The sequence below is a fragment of the Methylobacterium sp. CM6247 genome (assembly GCF_054817925.1).
This window is the reverse complement of the sequence record NZ_JBTXKX010000003.1, coordinates 2,437,438-2,452,676: the sequence shown is the minus strand read 5'-3', so window position 1 is coordinate 2,452,676 and position 15,239 is coordinate 2,437,438. Positions and strand designations below refer to the sequence as shown.

General features: G+C 69.0%; 16 protein-coding genes. 6 read left to right on the top strand and 10 right to left on the bottom strand.

Annotated elements, in window-relative coordinates; all coding sequences use genetic code 11:
- Positions 1-15: 15 nt before the first annotated feature.
- From ACYQOP_RS12285 to ACYQOP_RS12275, 3 genes are read right to left on the bottom strand one after another with little or no spacing between them, the layout of a single operon-like run.
- Positions 16-723 carry a hypothetical protein gene (locus ACYQOP_RS12285; RefSeq protein WP_461222529.1) on the bottom strand — a complete coding sequence of 236 codons (708 nt, stop codon included), beginning with the start codon at positions 721-723 and terminating at the stop codon, positions 16-18.
- Positions 720-854 (bottom strand): hypothetical protein, encoded by a 135-nt coding sequence (locus ACYQOP_RS12280; RefSeq protein ID WP_461222528.1) that lies wholly within the window; start codon positions 852-854, stop codon positions 720-722. Before ACYQOP_RS12280 ends, ACYQOP_RS12285 begins: the two co-directional genes overlap by 4 nt.
- A 17-nt stretch (positions 855-871) precedes the next feature.
- Positions 872-1,435: a DUF308 domain-containing protein gene (locus ACYQOP_RS12275; RefSeq protein WP_461222527.1), complete on the bottom strand. Its 564-nt coding sequence runs from the start codon at positions 1,433-1,435 to the stop codon at positions 872-874.
- A gap of 164 nt (positions 1,436-1,599) precedes the next feature.
- Here ACYQOP_RS12275 and ACYQOP_RS12270 point away from each other — a divergent pair, with 164 nt between their 5' ends.
- Positions 1,600-2,475: an AraC family transcriptional regulator gene (locus ACYQOP_RS12270; protein WP_461222526.1), complete on the top strand. Its 876-nt coding sequence runs from the start codon at positions 1,600-1,602 to the stop codon at positions 2,473-2,475.
- A gap of 47 nt (positions 2,476-2,522) precedes the next feature.
- Here ACYQOP_RS12270 and ACYQOP_RS12265 read toward each other — a convergent pair whose 3' ends face one another.
- The gene (locus ACYQOP_RS12265; RefSeq protein WP_461222525.1) at positions 2,523-3,548 is read right to left on the bottom strand and encodes a hypothetical protein; all 1,026 of its coding nucleotides are present in this window, start codon (positions 3,546-3,548) and stop codon (positions 2,523-2,525) included.
- A 334-nt stretch (positions 3,549-3,882) separates the two neighbouring features.
- On the opposite strand from ACYQOP_RS12265, the gene ACYQOP_RS12260 reads away from it, so the two are divergent.
- Together ACYQOP_RS12260 and ACYQOP_RS12255 are read left to right on the top strand one after the other, a co-directional pair.
- The gene (locus tag ACYQOP_RS12260; protein WP_461222524.1) at positions 3,883-5,349 is read left to right on the top strand and encodes an ATP-binding protein; all 1,467 of its coding nucleotides are present in this window, start codon (positions 3,883-3,885) and stop codon (positions 5,347-5,349) included.
- Complete coding sequence (locus ACYQOP_RS12255; RefSeq protein ID WP_461222523.1) at positions 5,346-6,008, top strand: response regulator; 663 nt, start codon at positions 5,346-5,348, stop codon at positions 6,006-6,008. Before ACYQOP_RS12260 ends, ACYQOP_RS12255 begins: the two co-directional genes overlap by 4 nt.
- Before the next feature lie 18 nt (positions 6,009-6,026).
- Here the strand turns inward: ACYQOP_RS12255 and ACYQOP_RS12250 are convergent, their stop codons facing one another.
- On the bottom strand, positions 6,027-6,929 hold the full coding sequence (locus tag ACYQOP_RS12250; RefSeq protein ID WP_461222522.1) for a LysR family transcriptional regulator: 903 nt from the start codon (positions 6,927-6,929) through the stop codon (positions 6,027-6,029).
- Between the two features lie 83 nt (positions 6,930-7,012).
- Here ACYQOP_RS12250 and ACYQOP_RS12245 point away from each other — a divergent pair, with 83 nt between their 5' ends.
- Positions 7,013-7,975, top strand: a complete 963-nt coding sequence (locus tag ACYQOP_RS12245; protein WP_461222521.1) for an alpha/beta fold hydrolase — start codon at positions 7,013-7,015, stop codon at positions 7,973-7,975.
- 28 nt (positions 7,976-8,003) lie between these two features.
- Here the strand turns inward: ACYQOP_RS12245 and ACYQOP_RS12240 are convergent, their stop codons facing one another.
- The 5 genes from ACYQOP_RS12240 to tsaD are packed head-to-tail and all read right to left on the bottom strand — an operon-like array spanning position 8,004 to position 11,884.
- Positions 8,004-8,420 (bottom strand): EVE domain-containing protein, encoded by a 417-nt coding sequence (locus tag ACYQOP_RS12240; RefSeq protein WP_461222520.1) that lies wholly within the window; start codon positions 8,418-8,420, stop codon positions 8,004-8,006.
- Between the two features lie 48 nt (positions 8,421-8,468).
- A complete protein-coding gene (locus ACYQOP_RS12235) occupies positions 8,469-8,933 on the bottom strand; it encodes an opioid growth factor receptor-related protein (protein WP_461222519.1) in 465 nt (154 codons plus the stop codon).
- Positions 8,930-9,919, bottom strand: a complete 990-nt coding sequence (locus ACYQOP_RS12230) for an NAD(P)H-dependent glycerol-3-phosphate dehydrogenase (protein WP_461222518.1) — start codon at positions 9,917-9,919, stop codon at positions 8,930-8,932. The genes ACYQOP_RS12235 and ACYQOP_RS12230 overlap by 4 nt, the downstream gene beginning before the upstream one ends.
- A complete protein-coding gene (locus ACYQOP_RS12225) occupies positions 9,916-10,821 on the bottom strand; it encodes a GNAT family N-acetyltransferase (protein ID WP_461222517.1) in 906 nt (301 codons plus the stop codon). Before ACYQOP_RS12225 ends, ACYQOP_RS12230 begins: the two co-directional genes overlap by 4 nt.
- A 19-nt stretch (positions 10,822-10,840) precedes the next feature.
- Entirely contained in the window at positions 10,841-11,884 is a 1,044-nt protein-coding gene (tsaD, locus tag ACYQOP_RS12220; RefSeq protein WP_419951146.1) for a tRNA (adenosine(37)-N6)-threonylcarbamoyltransferase complex transferase subunit TsaD, read from the bottom strand.
- A 157-nt stretch (positions 11,885-12,041) separates the two neighbouring features.
- On the opposite strand from tsaD, the gene ACYQOP_RS12215 reads away from it, so the two are divergent.
- The gene (locus ACYQOP_RS12215; RefSeq protein ID WP_461222516.1) at positions 12,042-12,758 is read left to right on the top strand and encodes a uroporphyrinogen-III synthase; all 717 of its coding nucleotides are present in this window, start codon (positions 12,042-12,044) and stop codon (positions 12,756-12,758) included.
- A 136-nt stretch (positions 12,759-12,894) separates the two neighbouring features.
- Entirely contained in the window at positions 12,895-15,177 is a 2,283-nt protein-coding gene (locus ACYQOP_RS12210) for a COG4223 family protein (protein WP_461222515.1), read from the top strand.
- Positions 15,178-15,239 lie beyond the last annotated feature (62 nt).

The window sequence follows — 15,239 nt, the reverse complement described above, 5'->3', positions numbered from 1 at the left end:
GCCAACACCGCCCCGTCACTCGAACGACGCGGTGACGAACTGATCCATTTCGTTCGCGGGCCGGTAGGGCTCCCGGCGCAGGGTCACGGAGCGCTCGGTGAAATCCGGGTCATCGGCCCGCAAGACCATGACCTTGCCGTCCGGTGAGACCCGGCTGAACGAGAAAAGCGAGATCGCGAGGTTGTCGAAGGCGGCTTCGGTGGACCGGAACCGGCCGGGGGCACCGTTCGCCCGCTCGAACAGGCGCAGCACCTCCCACGCATCGAGGGAGAAGATCCGTTCGTTCCGAAAATGCGTCTCGGCATGACGCGCTTCGACCGTCACGCCATCCAACCGGCCGTTGCGATATTCCAGAAGGATGGGCGTACGGTCCTTCTCGAGGTTCTGCCGGTCCAGGCTCGCCAGATCGGTGGCGGCTCGCCTCATGGTGGAGATGTCGGCCGCCGACAGAGATGGTCCCAACGCGGCGATCAGGCCTTCGGTATCGGCCGCCGCATCCACGCCTCGAATGAGCGGAGTCGGGGTGCCGTAGACCGGGTCCGCCGCGGCGGCGACCTCCCCCGGAGTGAGACCGAAGACCAGACGGCCGATCCCGGCATGGGGCACCACTCGCCAGTCGACGTTCATCACCGCTCCTTCCCGCTCCATCGGATGGGCGAGCGCAGCGGCGGCCGCCAGAAGACACGCCCAGAATGCCAAACGCCATGGCAGGATTCGCGTCATGTTCGGGTCGCCTCTTCTTCGACGATCGCGCCATCGCCTTCAGTTTCGATCCCGCCGATTTTGAGCCGGCACATGCGCAACGCCGCATCGCGACCGTAATGCAACGAGGGCGGAGCATGGAACCCGGCCATGATTGCCGATCCCGACATCACGCTGTGCCCCCCACCGAGGCTTGCCGCGCCCGTGCCACCGCTAGCCACACGGCCGAGACGAGGAAATAGAAAGCGCCGAAGGCGGCGTAGGGTGCGACGTCCATGATGCCGGGCGTTGCGACGTCGTTCGCCTTCGCGAGAAAAAAGAGGCCCGCGAGCGACGATTGCGCCCCGCTGAGAACCATTGCCCATTGAGCGCCGCTGTTCCAGCGCCGGATGCCGGTGGCGAGCTGCAACATTCCGGAGAGAACCGCCCAGACGCCGAACACCGCGAGAACCGCGTGGGGGCTGAGGCCGAGGGAGAGGGCGACCGCGAGGGCGGTGATGGCGCTGATCGCGGCGTTGACGATCTGGCTGGGATTGGCTCTCCACCCACCGCTGCGCTGCGCATCGACGAGATTGGCCGCTGCATCCCAGGCGGGATACGCCACGAGAAGGGCCGCCGCGACCGGGGATACGCTCCGTCCCACGGTCACGGCTGCGGCGACCCAGGCGACGGCCACGCCGGCACGGACGAAATAGTAAGATGTCAGCCATTGTGTCGACGCGGGAACTGGCATGTCGATGTCCTTCTCATATGCCTGTCGCTCCGAGGATCGGCAAAGCAGCGCCAGCGCGCTGAAGGCCTTGCGGTATCCTCGGTGCTCGTGAGACCTTGCCCATCGCCGCAGCGGGGAAACGTCTCTAAGGACCGCATGTGTAATTTTTGGACCCCGCATCGGCCATGACGGATCCGCCGAAAGACTTGACCGATCGTCCGGAGATCGTTTCCCCCGGCGCGGGGAACGCGGATCTGCTGTCGCAGGTGTTGGCCCAGATTCGGCTGAACGGTGACCGGGTCCAGGTTCGCACCGTTTCGCACGGCGAGCCGCTGAAACTGGACGTCGATGCGGCGCATATTCTCGTCGTCGCCGCAGGTGCGCTTCAGGTCGGCGGAAGCGCCGGACAACCGCTCGTGCTCGACACCGGCGACCTCATGCTCCTACCACGCGGCCCCGGGGCGGCGCGGCTCGTGGCGTCACCCGAGCCGGCGACGGTCATCGTCTGTCGGTTCTGGTTCGACCCCTACAGCCTTCGCGGCATGATCGCGGCCCTGCCGGACCTCATCCACATCCGACACGAAGAGGGGGCGGAATGGCTGGACGGCATGGTGCATTTCATGATGCGGGAGACGACCGACCCGCAGCCCGGCGCGGCCCTGATGATCTCGCGGATCATCGATCTGCTCGTGATTCGCACCCTGCGGACCTGGGTCCATCTCGGGCATTCGTCCGGCTGGCTGAGCGGTCTCTCCGATGCCCGCATCGCCCGCGTGCTCAAGGCCATGCACGAGCGGCCGATGCAGCCCTGGCGTATCGACGAATTGGCAGGCCTCGCCGGCATGTCCCGCTCGGGCTTCGCCGAGCGGTTCACCGAACTCGTGGGACGTTCGCCGCTGCGATACCAGAACGAGTGGCGGCTCAGCCTCGCGCGCGACATGCTGGCGAGGCGGGAGGCGCGGGTCGGCGAGATCGGTCTGCGGGTCGGCTATACGTCGGAGGCCGCGTTCAGCCGCGCCTACAAGGCCCTGTTCGGGCACCCGCCACGGGACGAGATCTAGGCTCAGGAGGGGCCATTCGGCTCAACAGCCCCCGTTATCGTCGAGGGTCAGAACTGGTTCGGCAGGTTCTTCACGGCGTTGCCGAGGGCTTCCACGCTCTCTGCGATCTTGCGACCGGCCGGGGCGAGGGACGGCACTTTCAGGCCGAAGATTTCGCTCTGTTCAGGTTCCGGTGCCGCTGCGGGTGCCACTGCGGGTTCGGCGCTGGCTTCCTGCACGGGCTTCGCGGGCTTGGCCGGCTTGGGCTTGGCCACCGCCACACTCGGCTTGGCGACACTGGCGGCGGGCTTCACGACCACGCTGGCGCTGGGCTTCGACGTTTCCGCACCGGCCTCGGTACGGGTCGGCTCAGGGGGAAGCGACGCGAAGCTGGTGGCGGCCGAGCGCGCGCGGATGGTCTGGGCCGCACTCGGAGCGATCACCGAAGCGACGCGGTTCGGCACGATCGGCGAGAGTGCGTTGGGCGGCAGAGCCAGGCTCACCGGCTCGATCGGCGGCAGCGCCTTCGGACGGGGCGCTTCGGCCTTGACGATCGAGGGAGCGGGCGTCGCCGCCGCCAGCGTCACGGGAGTATCGACCTTCGGGGGTGCTTCGACCTTGGCATTGGCTTCGACCGGAGCGGTAAGTTGGACCTGCGACGACGCTTCGGCCTTAGCCGGCTCCTCGACGAGGGCACGCCTCTCCACGAGCTGAATGCCGGTCTCCCGGGCCGGCGCGGGTGATCCGGCGGCCGAGGCCAGGGCCGGCACGCCGTCGCGCAGGTCGGGCCAATCGGCCGCTTTGGCCTGGAGGGCCTGCGCCTTCTGCATCTGGTAGAGGTTCGGCCGCACCACCTGCGGACCAGCGAGACTGCCCATCGCCGAATAGGCCGCGTAGGACAGGCCGGCCACGGCGACGCAGCCCAACGTTCCGAGAACGACCATGCGACCGCGCGCGGCGGGCTTCGACCCAAGCTTCGACCCAGGCTTCACCGGTCTGGCCGCGACCGGCTTGTCAGCAACAACCTTGTCAGCGACGGGCTTGCGGGAGCCAGCGTCGCGCCTTTCGCTCGGGTCGATGGCAACCTGCATCATCGGGCGAGTTCTCTAACAATGGTCGAAAAAACGTTTGACCGTCACGGAATCGCGACGGCGCGGAACGGACGTGATGCCGACATTCGGGCACAAAGATGTCCTCGGACATCGTGCCAGTCACGCCCGTGTCGTCGCTCACATGTATCTGGATAAAGCATTGGCGCTTAACGCTCGGTATCCGTCGAGCACTTGCGGCCGAGCGCCATTTTCGGATGATCGTGGCGCCGAAGTGAAAGGGGCCCTGTGCGCCCCCTCCCGCATGCGCGCATTCTCAGCGGATGGGTTATCGCTACAAGCGCACTGCCGCACCCGATCCTTCCCGGTACGATCGACGATGACCCTGTCTCCCCCCGGCCCTCCGTCTGTGGAACCGGCCAAGCGCGCCTCGCCGCGCCTGCGCTGGGCCTCCCTGCCGACGCGGGCACGCCTCGTCGTCCTCGTCCTCGCCATCGATCTGCTGGCGGCCGTAGTCTCGTTCAGCCTCATCGTGGTCAATGCCCGCTCGGCCGTGCAGGTCGAGATGCAGGCGACCCTCGCCAATATCGAACTGGTCGTGGCCGACACGATCGGCCTCGCGCAATCGGCCTCCCCCGCGAGCCTGCTGCGCACGCTGGAATTGCGGGTGCAGGACCTCCGCCACGTCCGCGTCGCGGTGTTCGATGCCGAGGGGGGTAAGGTCGCCCTGGCCAACCCCCGCGCGCGCCGCGAGAGCCACCTCGCTCCGCACTGGTTCGCCGCCCTGATCGCCCCGACGCCACAGCGGGACGAGTTGCCCATCGTGGCGCAGGGCCAGCGGATCGGCACCGCGCTCATCACCACCGAACCCCTCGACGAGATCGACGAGGTCTGGGGCTACACAGTCTCCCTCTCGCTCGCGAGCCTCTGCCTCAATCTTGGACTTCTCGGTGCCCTCTACATCGCCTTCGGCCGCGTCCTCGCCCCGCTGACGCAGCTGGCGGACGGCCTGACCCAGCTCGAACGGCACGATTACACGGTGCGGCTCGACCCGCCCGCCTCGCGCGAACTCGCCATCATTGCCGAGCGCTTCAACAGCGTCGCGGAGGCGCTCTCCGAAGCCCGCGCCGCCAATGGCCGCCTCAACCGCCAGCTTCTCACGGCGCAGGACGACGAGCGGCGGCGCACCGCGCTGGAACTCCACGACGAGTTCGGCCCCTGCCTGTTCGCGCTCGAGGCCAATGCCGCCTCGGTGACGCGGATGGCACAGGCCGAAAGCCAGCCGGACCGGGCCAAGCTCACCGCCCGCGCCGACGAGATCAGCGCCATCGTCGGGCAGGTGCAGGGCCTCAACCGCGACCTCCTGAATCGCCTGCGTCCCCATGCCCTAGGTCAGGTGCCGCTGGCCGAGTGCCTGCAGCTTCTCCTGCGGAATTTCCGCAGCCGCCATTCCGAGACGGTGTTCGAAGGCCGCTTCACCGACCTCGCCCGCGGCTACGGCGACCTCGTTGACCTCACCGTCTTCCGCTGCATCCAGGAGAGCATGACCAACGCGGTCCGGCATGGGGAGGCGCGCCACGTGACGGCGGAGGTGAGCGAGAGCCACGCCTCCGACGCGTTGCGGGTCGAGATCCGCGATGACGGCACCGGGCTGGCGGAGAAACGCACGTCCGATCTCGACGGCGGTTTCCGGGGCGGAATCGGTTTGTCGGGGATGCGCGAGCGCGTGGAAGCGCTCAGCGGCACATTTCACCTTGACAACGCGGCGCCGGGGACGGTTGTCCGGATAGTGATACCGCTCGATCCCGAGCGGACCGAGGACACGAGCCCGATCGTTTCCGTATGAACGCGTTCACACTGACATCGACCCAAGCGCCCGTCCTCGTGATCGACGATCATCCGATCGTCCTCCAGGGCTGCCGTCGCGTCCTAGAAGACGCCGGTATCGAGCGGATCGCCGAGGCGACCAGCACGGTGGCGGGCTACCGCCTGTTCTTCCGCCTGCGCCCCTCGATGGTGATCTGCGACCTGACCTTCCAGGGCAGCGGGCTCGCGGGTCTCGATCTCATCCGCCGGATGCGCAGCGCCTCGCCCGGCATCCGCATCCTGGTCTTCAGCATGCACAACGATCCGGTGATCGTGTCGCGGGCGCTGGAGGCCGGGGCGCTGGGCTACGTGCTGAAGGACCACGCCTCGGTGGAATTGTACGAAGCCTTCGAGAAGGTCCGTTCCGGCCAGGTCTATCTCGACCGTCGCCTCGCCACCGAAGTCGCCATGCTGCGCACCGACCCGCGCCGTACGCCGGAATCGCAATTGACCCCGCGCGAGCAGCAGATCCTCACCCGGCTGGCCCAGGGCAAGTCCTATGGCGTCATCGCGAGCGACCTGTCGGTGAGCTACAAGACCGTCACCAACGCCTGTTCGCAGATGCGCCAGAAGCTCGGCGTGCGAACGCTGGCCGAACTCATCCACGTGGCGGTGACCCAGGCGCAGCGGCAGGGCTGAGATAGCCCTTCTCGGCAATCAGACGATACCGTCGATCCGGCGCAGGGCCGGGACGACGAAATCGACGAAGGCGCGCACCGTCGGCCGCAGGAACTTCGCCGAGGAGTAGGTGAGGTAAAGCTCGGTCGGCCGGATCTCGTGATCGCTCAGGACTCTGACCAGACGCCCGCTCGCCAGTTCCTCCGCGACGAGTTGGACCTGCGCCGTCCCGATCCCCCGCCCCGACAGCATGGCGTCGATGAGGACGCGCGCGTTGTTGGTCGTCAGCACCGGCCGCACCGGGACTTCGACCGTCTCACCGTTCCGGCACAGGGGCAATGTATCGGCCCGGGACAACACCGTGTCGGTGACGAGGAGGCTGTGGTCGGGGAGATCGTGCGGCTCGGCGACCGAAGCGCGTTTCGCGAGATACGACGGTGCCGCGACGAGGATGCGCTGGACCAGCCCGATCCGACGCAGGATCGCCTCCTGGTCGACCGGGCGGCCCATGCGGATGGCGAGATCGAAGCCTTCATGGATGAGATCGGCCGAGCGGTTCTCGAGGGTTAGGCGGACCGAGACGGCCGGGTGCCGATCCTGAAAGTCGGCGACGATCCGGTGGAGGCGGCTCTCTCCCAAGCAAACCGGGCCGTGCACGCGCAGGGAACCTCCAATCGTCCCGGCTTCGTTCCGAGCCTCGTCGATTGCGGCGTCGATGGTGGCGAGGGCGCCATTGGAGGATTCGTAGAGACGCAACCCCACGGGTGTCGGCCGGATGGCGCGGGAGTTTCGCTCCAGCAGCCGGGCTCGCGTATGGGCTTCGAGATTGCGAAGGAGCTTGCTCACCGCCGGCTGCGAGATCCCGAGATCCTCGGCGGCCGCCGTCATCGAACCGCGCTCCACGGTGCGAATGAAGGCGCGCAGGGCGACGGTGAGATCCATGCATAACCCCTGGTTATGGCAACGAGCGCTGTCCAGCGCGTAGACGCTGCGTCGGCATCGGACAACCATTCTGCATCGCAACGATGACGGATGCCGACATGCCGATCCAGCGCCGAGACCTCCTCCGTTCCGCCGCATGCGCCTCGGTCGCGCTCGGGATCGCGCCCGCGCTCGGGGCGGTGCCCGATTCCGGGCTGGATGCGGGCGTGCTGCCGCCGGGAGCTGCCGGTCGCTTCGCGCAGCTCAATGGCATCCTCATGCATTACGTCGTCGCCGGGTCCGGCCCGCCCCTGGTCCTCCTGCATGGCTGGCCGCAGACATGGGCGGCCTGGAAGGCCACGATGGCCGCCTTGTCCGACCGCTTCACCGTCATCGCGCCCGATCTCAGGGGGCTCGGTCTCTCGGAGCGCACCGTATCGGGCTACGACAAACGTACCATCGCCGAGGATATCCGCGCTCTGATCGACCACGAGGCGGGTGGCCGTGCGGGCGTGGTCGGGCACGACATGGGCGGCAAGGCGGCCTACGTCCTGGCGCATCTGCACCCCGACCGGGTCTCCCGGCTCGTCCTCGCCGATTGCCTTCTTCCCGGTACGGAGAACATGGACCCGCTCCGGGGCGGAGCGTGGCACTATGGGTTCCACATGGCCCCCGATATCCCCGAAAAGCTCACGGCCGGTCGGGAGCGTGGCTATATCCACGACCAGATCAGGGCGTGGTCCCACCGCAAGGAGGCCGTTACGGACGAGGCGATCGCGGAGTACGCGCGGCACTACGCATCGCCCGGCGGCATGAGAGCGGGTTTCAACTACTATCGCGCTCTCAAGGACGAAGCCGCGCTCGCGGCGAGCTTCGCCGGACGCCGTCTCGCAATGCCGGTCCTGGCCATCACGGGCCGTTACGGGGTGGGCTCGCGCCTGTCGGACGCCATGAGCCGCGAGAGCGATCGGCTGGAGACGATCATCGTCGAGGAGAGCGGCCATTTCGTCGCCGAGGAAGCGCCGGAGTCGTTCCAGCGTGCCGTGGCGCAATTCATGACAGCCTGATCGCCCGATCGGACCATGGGCAAACGCCCTAGCCGAGACCGCCCATCCCGCGCACGATCCCCCATTCCTCCTCCGTCACCGGCTGGACCGAGAGGCGGGAATTGTTGGCCAGCACCATCGCCTTTAGGCGCGGCTCGGCCTTGATCGTCTCCAGGTTCACCGGCTTCTTCAGCGGCTCGACCGCACGGAGATCCACCATGCCGAACCGGCCGGTCGGGTCGGTGTCGTCGGGGTAGTAGGGGCGGATCACCTCGACGATCCCCACCACCGCCTTGCCCTCGTTGGAATGGTAGAAGAAGCCGCGCTCGCCCACCTGCATCGCCATGAGGTTGAGCTTGGCGACGTGGTTGCGCACCCCGTTCCAGGGCGTGCCGTGCTCTCCCGCCTCGACCTGCTGGTCCCAGGACCAGGTCTTCGGCTCGGATTTGTAGAGCCAATACGCCATCGTTCGCCTCGCTTGTCGGCCCCTCCTTAGCGCGGGAAAGCGTGGCCGTCAGGCGTCGCGGAGGGCCGATCCCCAATAGCGCAGGCTGTCTTCGTTGATAGGCGAGCCGGCTTCCGCGTTGCGGGTCGTCACGAAGGCGTGGAACGCCTCCGCTTCGACGGGACCGAGAAGACTGCGGATCGCGGTGAGGATCCGGGTGATGCGCAGGTGGTTGTGGTCGTAGGGGCGGAGCCAGCCGTCGGTGCGGGTATAGAAGAGCCGCATCCGTGCGAGCGCCGAGCGCAGGCCTTCTCGCGCGGTCTCGTCGGCGCGGATCGCCTCGGCCTCGTCGCGCCCCAGCACCGGGGCGCCCGGCACCGCGCGGCTGGCTTCGGCCAGGGGAAAGCACCATTGGATATAGTCGTGCACGCCCTCGATCCGCGCATCGTCGAAGGCGAGGATGTCGGCGAGGCTGCGCCGCGCGCCATCACGACCCGTGCCGGCGAGGAAGGCGTGGATCGGCCCCGTGCTCATTCGGCTTCCCCCTTGAGGGGACGGGCGAGGAGCCCCGCCACCACGGCATCGACGCTCGCTCCCCCGGAGACGATGGCGGCCACCGCCTCGGCCACCGGCATCTCCACCGCGTTGCGTCGCGCCAGGGCGATGAGGGCGGCGGCAGTGAAGGCGCCCTCGGCGAGCTTGCCCCCGGCCGCCTCCTCCGGGGTGGCCCCGGCGCCGAGGCGCTGGCCGAAGGCGAAGTTGCGCGATTGCGGCGAGGAGGCGGTGAGGACGAGATCGCCGAGGCCGGACAAGCCCATGAGCGTCTCGGGCCGTCCGCCATAGGCGCGGGCAAACCGCATCAGCTCGGCGAAGGCCCGCGCGATCAGGGCGGCGCGGGCGCTCTCGCCGAGGCCGCGTCCCGCGACGATGCCGGAGGCAATGGCGAGGACGTTCTTGCCCGCCCCGCCGATCTCGACGCCGCGCACATCGTCGGTGTGATAGACGCGCAGAGCCGGGCCGGACAAAGCGGCGGCGAGGCGGCCGGCGAGGGCGCCATCTTCCGCGGCCAGGGTGACGGCGGTGGGCAGGTTGCGGGCGACATCCGCCGCGAAGCTCGGGCCGGACAGGACGGCCACGGGCGCGCCGGGCATCGCCTCGGCCGCCACCGCGCTCATGAAAGCGTCGCTGCCCCGCTCGATTCCCTTGGCGCAGAGCACGATGGCCGCCTGCGGATCGATGGACGAGCCCAGGGTTCCCAGAACGCCGCGCAGGGTCTGGGCCGGCGTCACCAGCAGGACGATGCCCGCCCCGGCGAGATCGCGCGCTTCGCCGGTGGCGCTGATGCCGTCATGCAGCTTCACGCCGGGCAGGTAGCGGTCATTCTCGCGGGTTGCCTGCAGCCGCGCGGCGGCCTCCGTGTCGCGCAGCCACAGGGTCACGGGCCGCTCCGTGGCCGCCGCCGCGTTGGCCAGCGCCGTTCCCCAGGCGCCCCCGCCCACCACCGCAATCCGCTCGCTCATGATCGATGGTCCTCTGGCGCTTGGTCCCCGATCGAGGATGTCCCGCCCGCCTTCAGCCGATAGAGCCGATGCGGCTGGAGACGGTCGTCCGCCGGGAGGGCCGGATGCAGGAAATCCTCGGCGAACACCATGCCGAGCCGCTGCATGACCCGCAGCGACGGGGTGTTGCACGCGGCGGTGAAGGCCACCACGGCCGGCACGCCGCAGCGCCCGAACAGGTCGTCGAGGGCGAGCCTTGCGGCTCTCGTGGCGAGGCCGCGTCCCCAGGCGGAGCGGGCCAGTCGCCAGCCGATCTCCACCGTCGCGCCCGCCGTCTCCCCACCCCCGAACGGCATGGGTCGGATCAGCCGCATGGCGCCGACGAAGCCGACGAACCCCTCCCCCGGCACGTCGAGCGCCCAGGGCCCGAACCCGTCGGACTCGAAGCGCCGGTCGATGGCGCGTGCCTCGATCAGGCTCTCGCCCCGGCTCTTGGTGGAGGGGAAATGACGCATCACCTCCGCATCGGCATTGAGATCCGCGAAAGGCCGATCGTCCGCACGAAGCCAGCGTCGGAGGACGAAGCCTTGCCCCTTGAGCGAGGCGGGAACCGGCGGCGGCACGCTGCGCCGGATCTTGCCGCGCCAGGCGAGGGAACGCCGGTTGAGGAGTCCGAGATCGGCCTTCTCTGCCAGCACCGCCTCGCCGAGATCGATGGCGAGGGAGAGCCGGTCCGGCGGCATGTTCGCCCAGGCGGGCGGGGCCACGCTCTCGCGCCAGGGACCGCCGCAGGCATTGTCGAGGAGGATGCGCGCGAAACAATGATCGAGGCGCACCGGCCATTCCGGTCGGGCGCGGGCCGCTTGGGGAAGACGCCGGTCGACGAGGTCGCGCCAGCGCCTCTGCAGAGCGACGGGCGGCACGGTCCCTTTCAAAAGACCCTCAGGCAACCGCCGCCGCCTCGGCGAAGGGCCAGCGCGCGCGGGCGGGCGCGGTGAGATCGTCCACGAGGCCGAGACGCAGGCGCTCGATCCCCGCCCAGGCGATCATCGCGCCATTATCGCCGCAGAGGGAGAGGGGTGGGGCCACGAAAGTGAGCCCGGCCTCGTTGGCCTGTGTCGTCAGCGCACGCCGGATCGCGCCGTTGGCGGCGACCCCGCCCGCGGCGACGAGGGCGGTCGGATGGCCCGCGATGGAGCCGAACTCGCGCAAGGCGACACGGACCCTGTCCACCACCACGTCCACCACCGCCGCCTGGAAGCTGGCGCAGAGGTCGGCCACATCCGCGCTGGAGAGCGGGGCCAGCCGCTCGGCCTCAATCCGCAGGGCGGTCTTGAGGCCCGACAGGGAGAAGTTCGGCTCGCGGCGGCCGAGCATGGGCCGCGGCAGGGCGAAACGCTCCCCGTTGCCGGTCTCGGCCATGCGCTCGACCTCGGGGCCGCCCGGATAGCCGAGGCCCAGGAGCTTCGCCACCTTGTCGAACGCCTCGCCGATGGCATCGTCCACAGTGGTGCCGAGGCGGACATAATCGCCCACGCCCTTCACCGCCACGAGCTGCGTGTGCCCGCCGGAAGCCAGCAGGAGCAGGTAGGGAAAGCCGATTCCGTCGGTGAGCCGGGCCGTCAGCGCATGCGCCTCCAGATGGTTCACCGCGATGAGGGGCTTTCGCGCCACCAGCGACAGGGTCTTGGCCGTGACGAGGCCGATCAGCACCCCGCCGATCAGGCCCGGCCCGGCCGCGACCGCGATGCCGTCCACCTGCGACAGCGTCATTCCGGCGCTGTCGAGGGCACGGGCGACGAGGCGGTCGAGCACCTCCACATGGGCGCGGGCCGCGATCTCGGGCACGACGCCGCCATAGGCGGCATGTTCGGCGATCTGGCTCAGCACCTCGTTGGAGAGGATGCGGCCGCGCCCGTCCTCGCCCGGCATCACGACGGAGGCGGCCGTCTCGTCGCAGGTCGTTTCGATGCCGAGGACGTTCATGACGATGCTTTGGATTTCACGGAGACAAGGTTCTCCACCCTAGCCGGGCATGGCGGTGGAGGGCAACGACGGCCGGAGCCAGCGATGGTCGTCCACCGGCAACCACGTGTCATCGAAGCGGCTTGCCAACGGCCCGCCGAGGAGCGAATCCGAAGCCATGGTGGCGACACGAATCTGGATCGCGCGGCCCGAGCCGGGCGCCACGCGCACGGCCGAGCGACTCTCCGCCCTGGGCTTCGAGCCCCTGGTGGCGCCGGTCCTCGTTGTGGCGGTGACGGATGCTCCCCTGCCGGAAGGCCCCTTCGACGGTCTCGTCGTCACCAGCGCGAACGCGCTTCGGCAAGCCTCGCGATGGCACCCGCTCCATAGCGTCCCCGTCTTCGCGGTGGGCGCGCGCACGGCGGCGCTGGCACGGGAATGCGGTTTCACCTCGGTGAAGACGGCCGACGGCAACGCCGCCGATCTCGTCGGCCTCGTGGAGCGGGAGGTCTTGCCGGGAGCATCCCTGCTGCATGTGGCAGGGGAGGACCGCAAGGCGGAACCGGAGGCATCCCTGACACGAGCCGGCTTCCGGCTGACGAGCCACATTGCCTATGGCGCACGAGCCGTGCCGTCGCTGCCCGCATTGGTGGCATCGGCGCTCGCGCGCCCGTCCACGCTGACAGGCGTGCTGCACTACTCACGAAGAAGCGCGGCGACGGCTTGCGAACTCGCCATCAAGGCGGGATATGGCGGAGCTTTCGCGGCGCTCAGGCATTACTGCTTGTCGGCGGACGTGGCGGCTCCCCTGGCTCGGGCTGGGATCGCTCCCCATTTCGTTGCCGGGCAGGCCAATGAGGATTCACTTCTCGCGGGCCTGACATCAGGTTTCTGACAAGCGGTCTCGCCGAGGCGGCGGCCTCGGTGCTAGGACGAATGACAAGCTGTGACCGCAGGGCGGCAAACGGAGCGCGGAACGCGCCAGGTTGCGGAATGCGGCAGACGAAAGTCGGGAAGGGAGCAAGAAGCCCGTGAATCCACCCAACAGCGACGGAAAAGGTCCAGGAACGCCCACCGGGGCGAACGGCCCCAAACCCGAGACCGGCAAGCCCGAAACCAGCAAGCCTGAGACGGGAAAGCCTGAAATGGGCAAGCCCGGCACGCCGATTCCCGGCTCCACGAGTGCTGCCTCCACGAATCCTGCCACCGCCAAGCCGGGCTCGACGAATCCTGGCTCTTCGAATCCCGGCTCCGCAAGTTCAGGCGAAGCAAAGGCCATCGTGCCGCCCGTAGGATCACAGGCCCAGCCGGCCAAGGCCGAGACGCCTGTCGCCAGCACGACACCGGTATCGACGGTCGCCAAACCTTCGGACGGCAAGCCGGCCGACGTGAAGCCGGCTGACCAGAAGCCCGATGCCGCGAAGGCGGGCACGTCTCCGTCCAGCCCCGTGAAAGCGGATGCGCCGAAGGCGGAGCCCGTCAAATCCGAGCCGCCGAAATCTGCCGCATCGAGCTTCGACGCCGGCAAGGCCGGTGGCCCCAAGCCCGATTTGTCCAAGCCCGATCCGGCGAAGTCGGAGCCCGTGAAACCCGCCGGTTCCGGCCCCATCGGCGCGGGTGCGGCGGCAAGCAATCCGTCATCAATGCGTAGCGATGCGCCGAAGACCGGGGCGGCCGCCAGCGGCCCGCAATCCACGCCGCAGAAGGCGGAGATCACCGACGGGCCGATCATCGACCTGAAGGCGAAGCGGATTTCCGATCCGACAGAGGCCACCAAGACCAGTCCTGCTTCGAGCGCGACGAAACCCTCGGGCTCCACCACTTTCACGGGCAGCCCGGACAAGCCGTCCGCGCCCTCCGACGCGAAGAGCGCCGGTTCGACGACGCCTAAGATCGGTCCGGCCGTAACCGCGCCCGAACCCAAGCGCGGCGGCGCGGGCTTCGGCTCGGTCGCCACGGCCGGGCTCCTCGGTGGAGTTATCGGTGCCGGCCTGCTTTTCGCCGTGGAGCGCTCCGGTGCCCTGGGCGTCGCGGAGGACGGTCGCATCGCCGCCCTCGACCAGAAGATCGCCGCGCTCGCGCCGAAGGACGCCCTCGCCGCCCTCGACAAGCGCATCGGCGCCAACGAGGCCGGCCTGAAGCCGCTGCAAGAGTCCATTCGCTCGGCCGATGCCACCGCCAAGGAGGCGCTGCAGAAGGCGGGATCTGTGTCCGCGGTACCGACTACGGCACCGACCGGTGACGGATCCGCGCCAGCCGCGACCCTGCCGCCGGATCTCATGGCCCGTCTCGATGGGCTCGACCAGCGCGTGGCGGCTCTACAGGAAGAGCCGGGACGCGACCAATCCGGCAATGCCGGTCTCACCGCCATCACCCCCCAGACGCTGACCGGTCTCGAGGACAGACTGAAGGCCGTCGAGGGCAAGGTCGACACCGTCGCCAAGCCCGCCGCCAACGACGGCCTTGCGAGCCAGGTCACCGCCCTGAAGGGTGAACTCGAGACGCGAACCAAGGCAAATGCCGAGGCCGGGGAAGCGCTGAACCAGAAGCTCGCGAGCCTGCAGCAAACCCTCGAGAGCCGGGTGAAGGCCGCGACGGAAGCGGTCCAGACCGCGACGCAGGCCAGCCAGCAGGCGGTCGACGCCAACAAGGCGCAGGCGGCCGAAGCGGCCAAGGGCGTGGAGCGGCTCATCCAGGCCCAATCCGAGAAGATCGCCGGCCTCGATCAGGCCCTGGCCAGCCGCGCGGAGGCCTCCACCGTCCAGGCCGCCATGCGGGTCGTCGCGGCGGACCGCATCGTCGGTGCGCTGAACACCGGCTCGCCCTATGCCGATGCGCTGGCGGCCCTGCGCAGCTCCGAACCCGGCGATCCGGCACGGCTCAGCGCTGTCGCGGCCTTCGCCGACAAGGGCGCTCCGACGGCCGCGTCTCTCGCCGCCGAGTTCCGTCCCATCGCCGAGCGGATCGCCGCGAACCGCAAGGCGGCCCAGGCGAAATCGGTGGCCGAGACAGGCGACATCAAGCAGCGCCTGATGAGCATGGCGGAATCCATCGTCCAGGTCCGCAAGGTCGACGCGCCGGCAAAGCCCGGCGAAACCGTCACCGAGGATGCCGTGCCGAAGGTGCAGGATGCCCTGGATCGCGGTGCCATTGCCGAGGCGGCCAAGGCCTTTGCCGGCCTGCCCGAGGATGTGCGCGGGCAGTTCGGCGAGTTCGGCACCAAGCTCGCCTCACGGGCCGCGGCCGGTGACGCCGCGCGGATGCTGCTGGCGGACGCGTTCAAGGCCTTGCCATCGACCGGTACCGCCCGGTGAGGTCCGTCCGTCCGCGCGGATCGCCGGGCGGCGTCGTCTCGATCATTGTGTGCGGGCGCAGC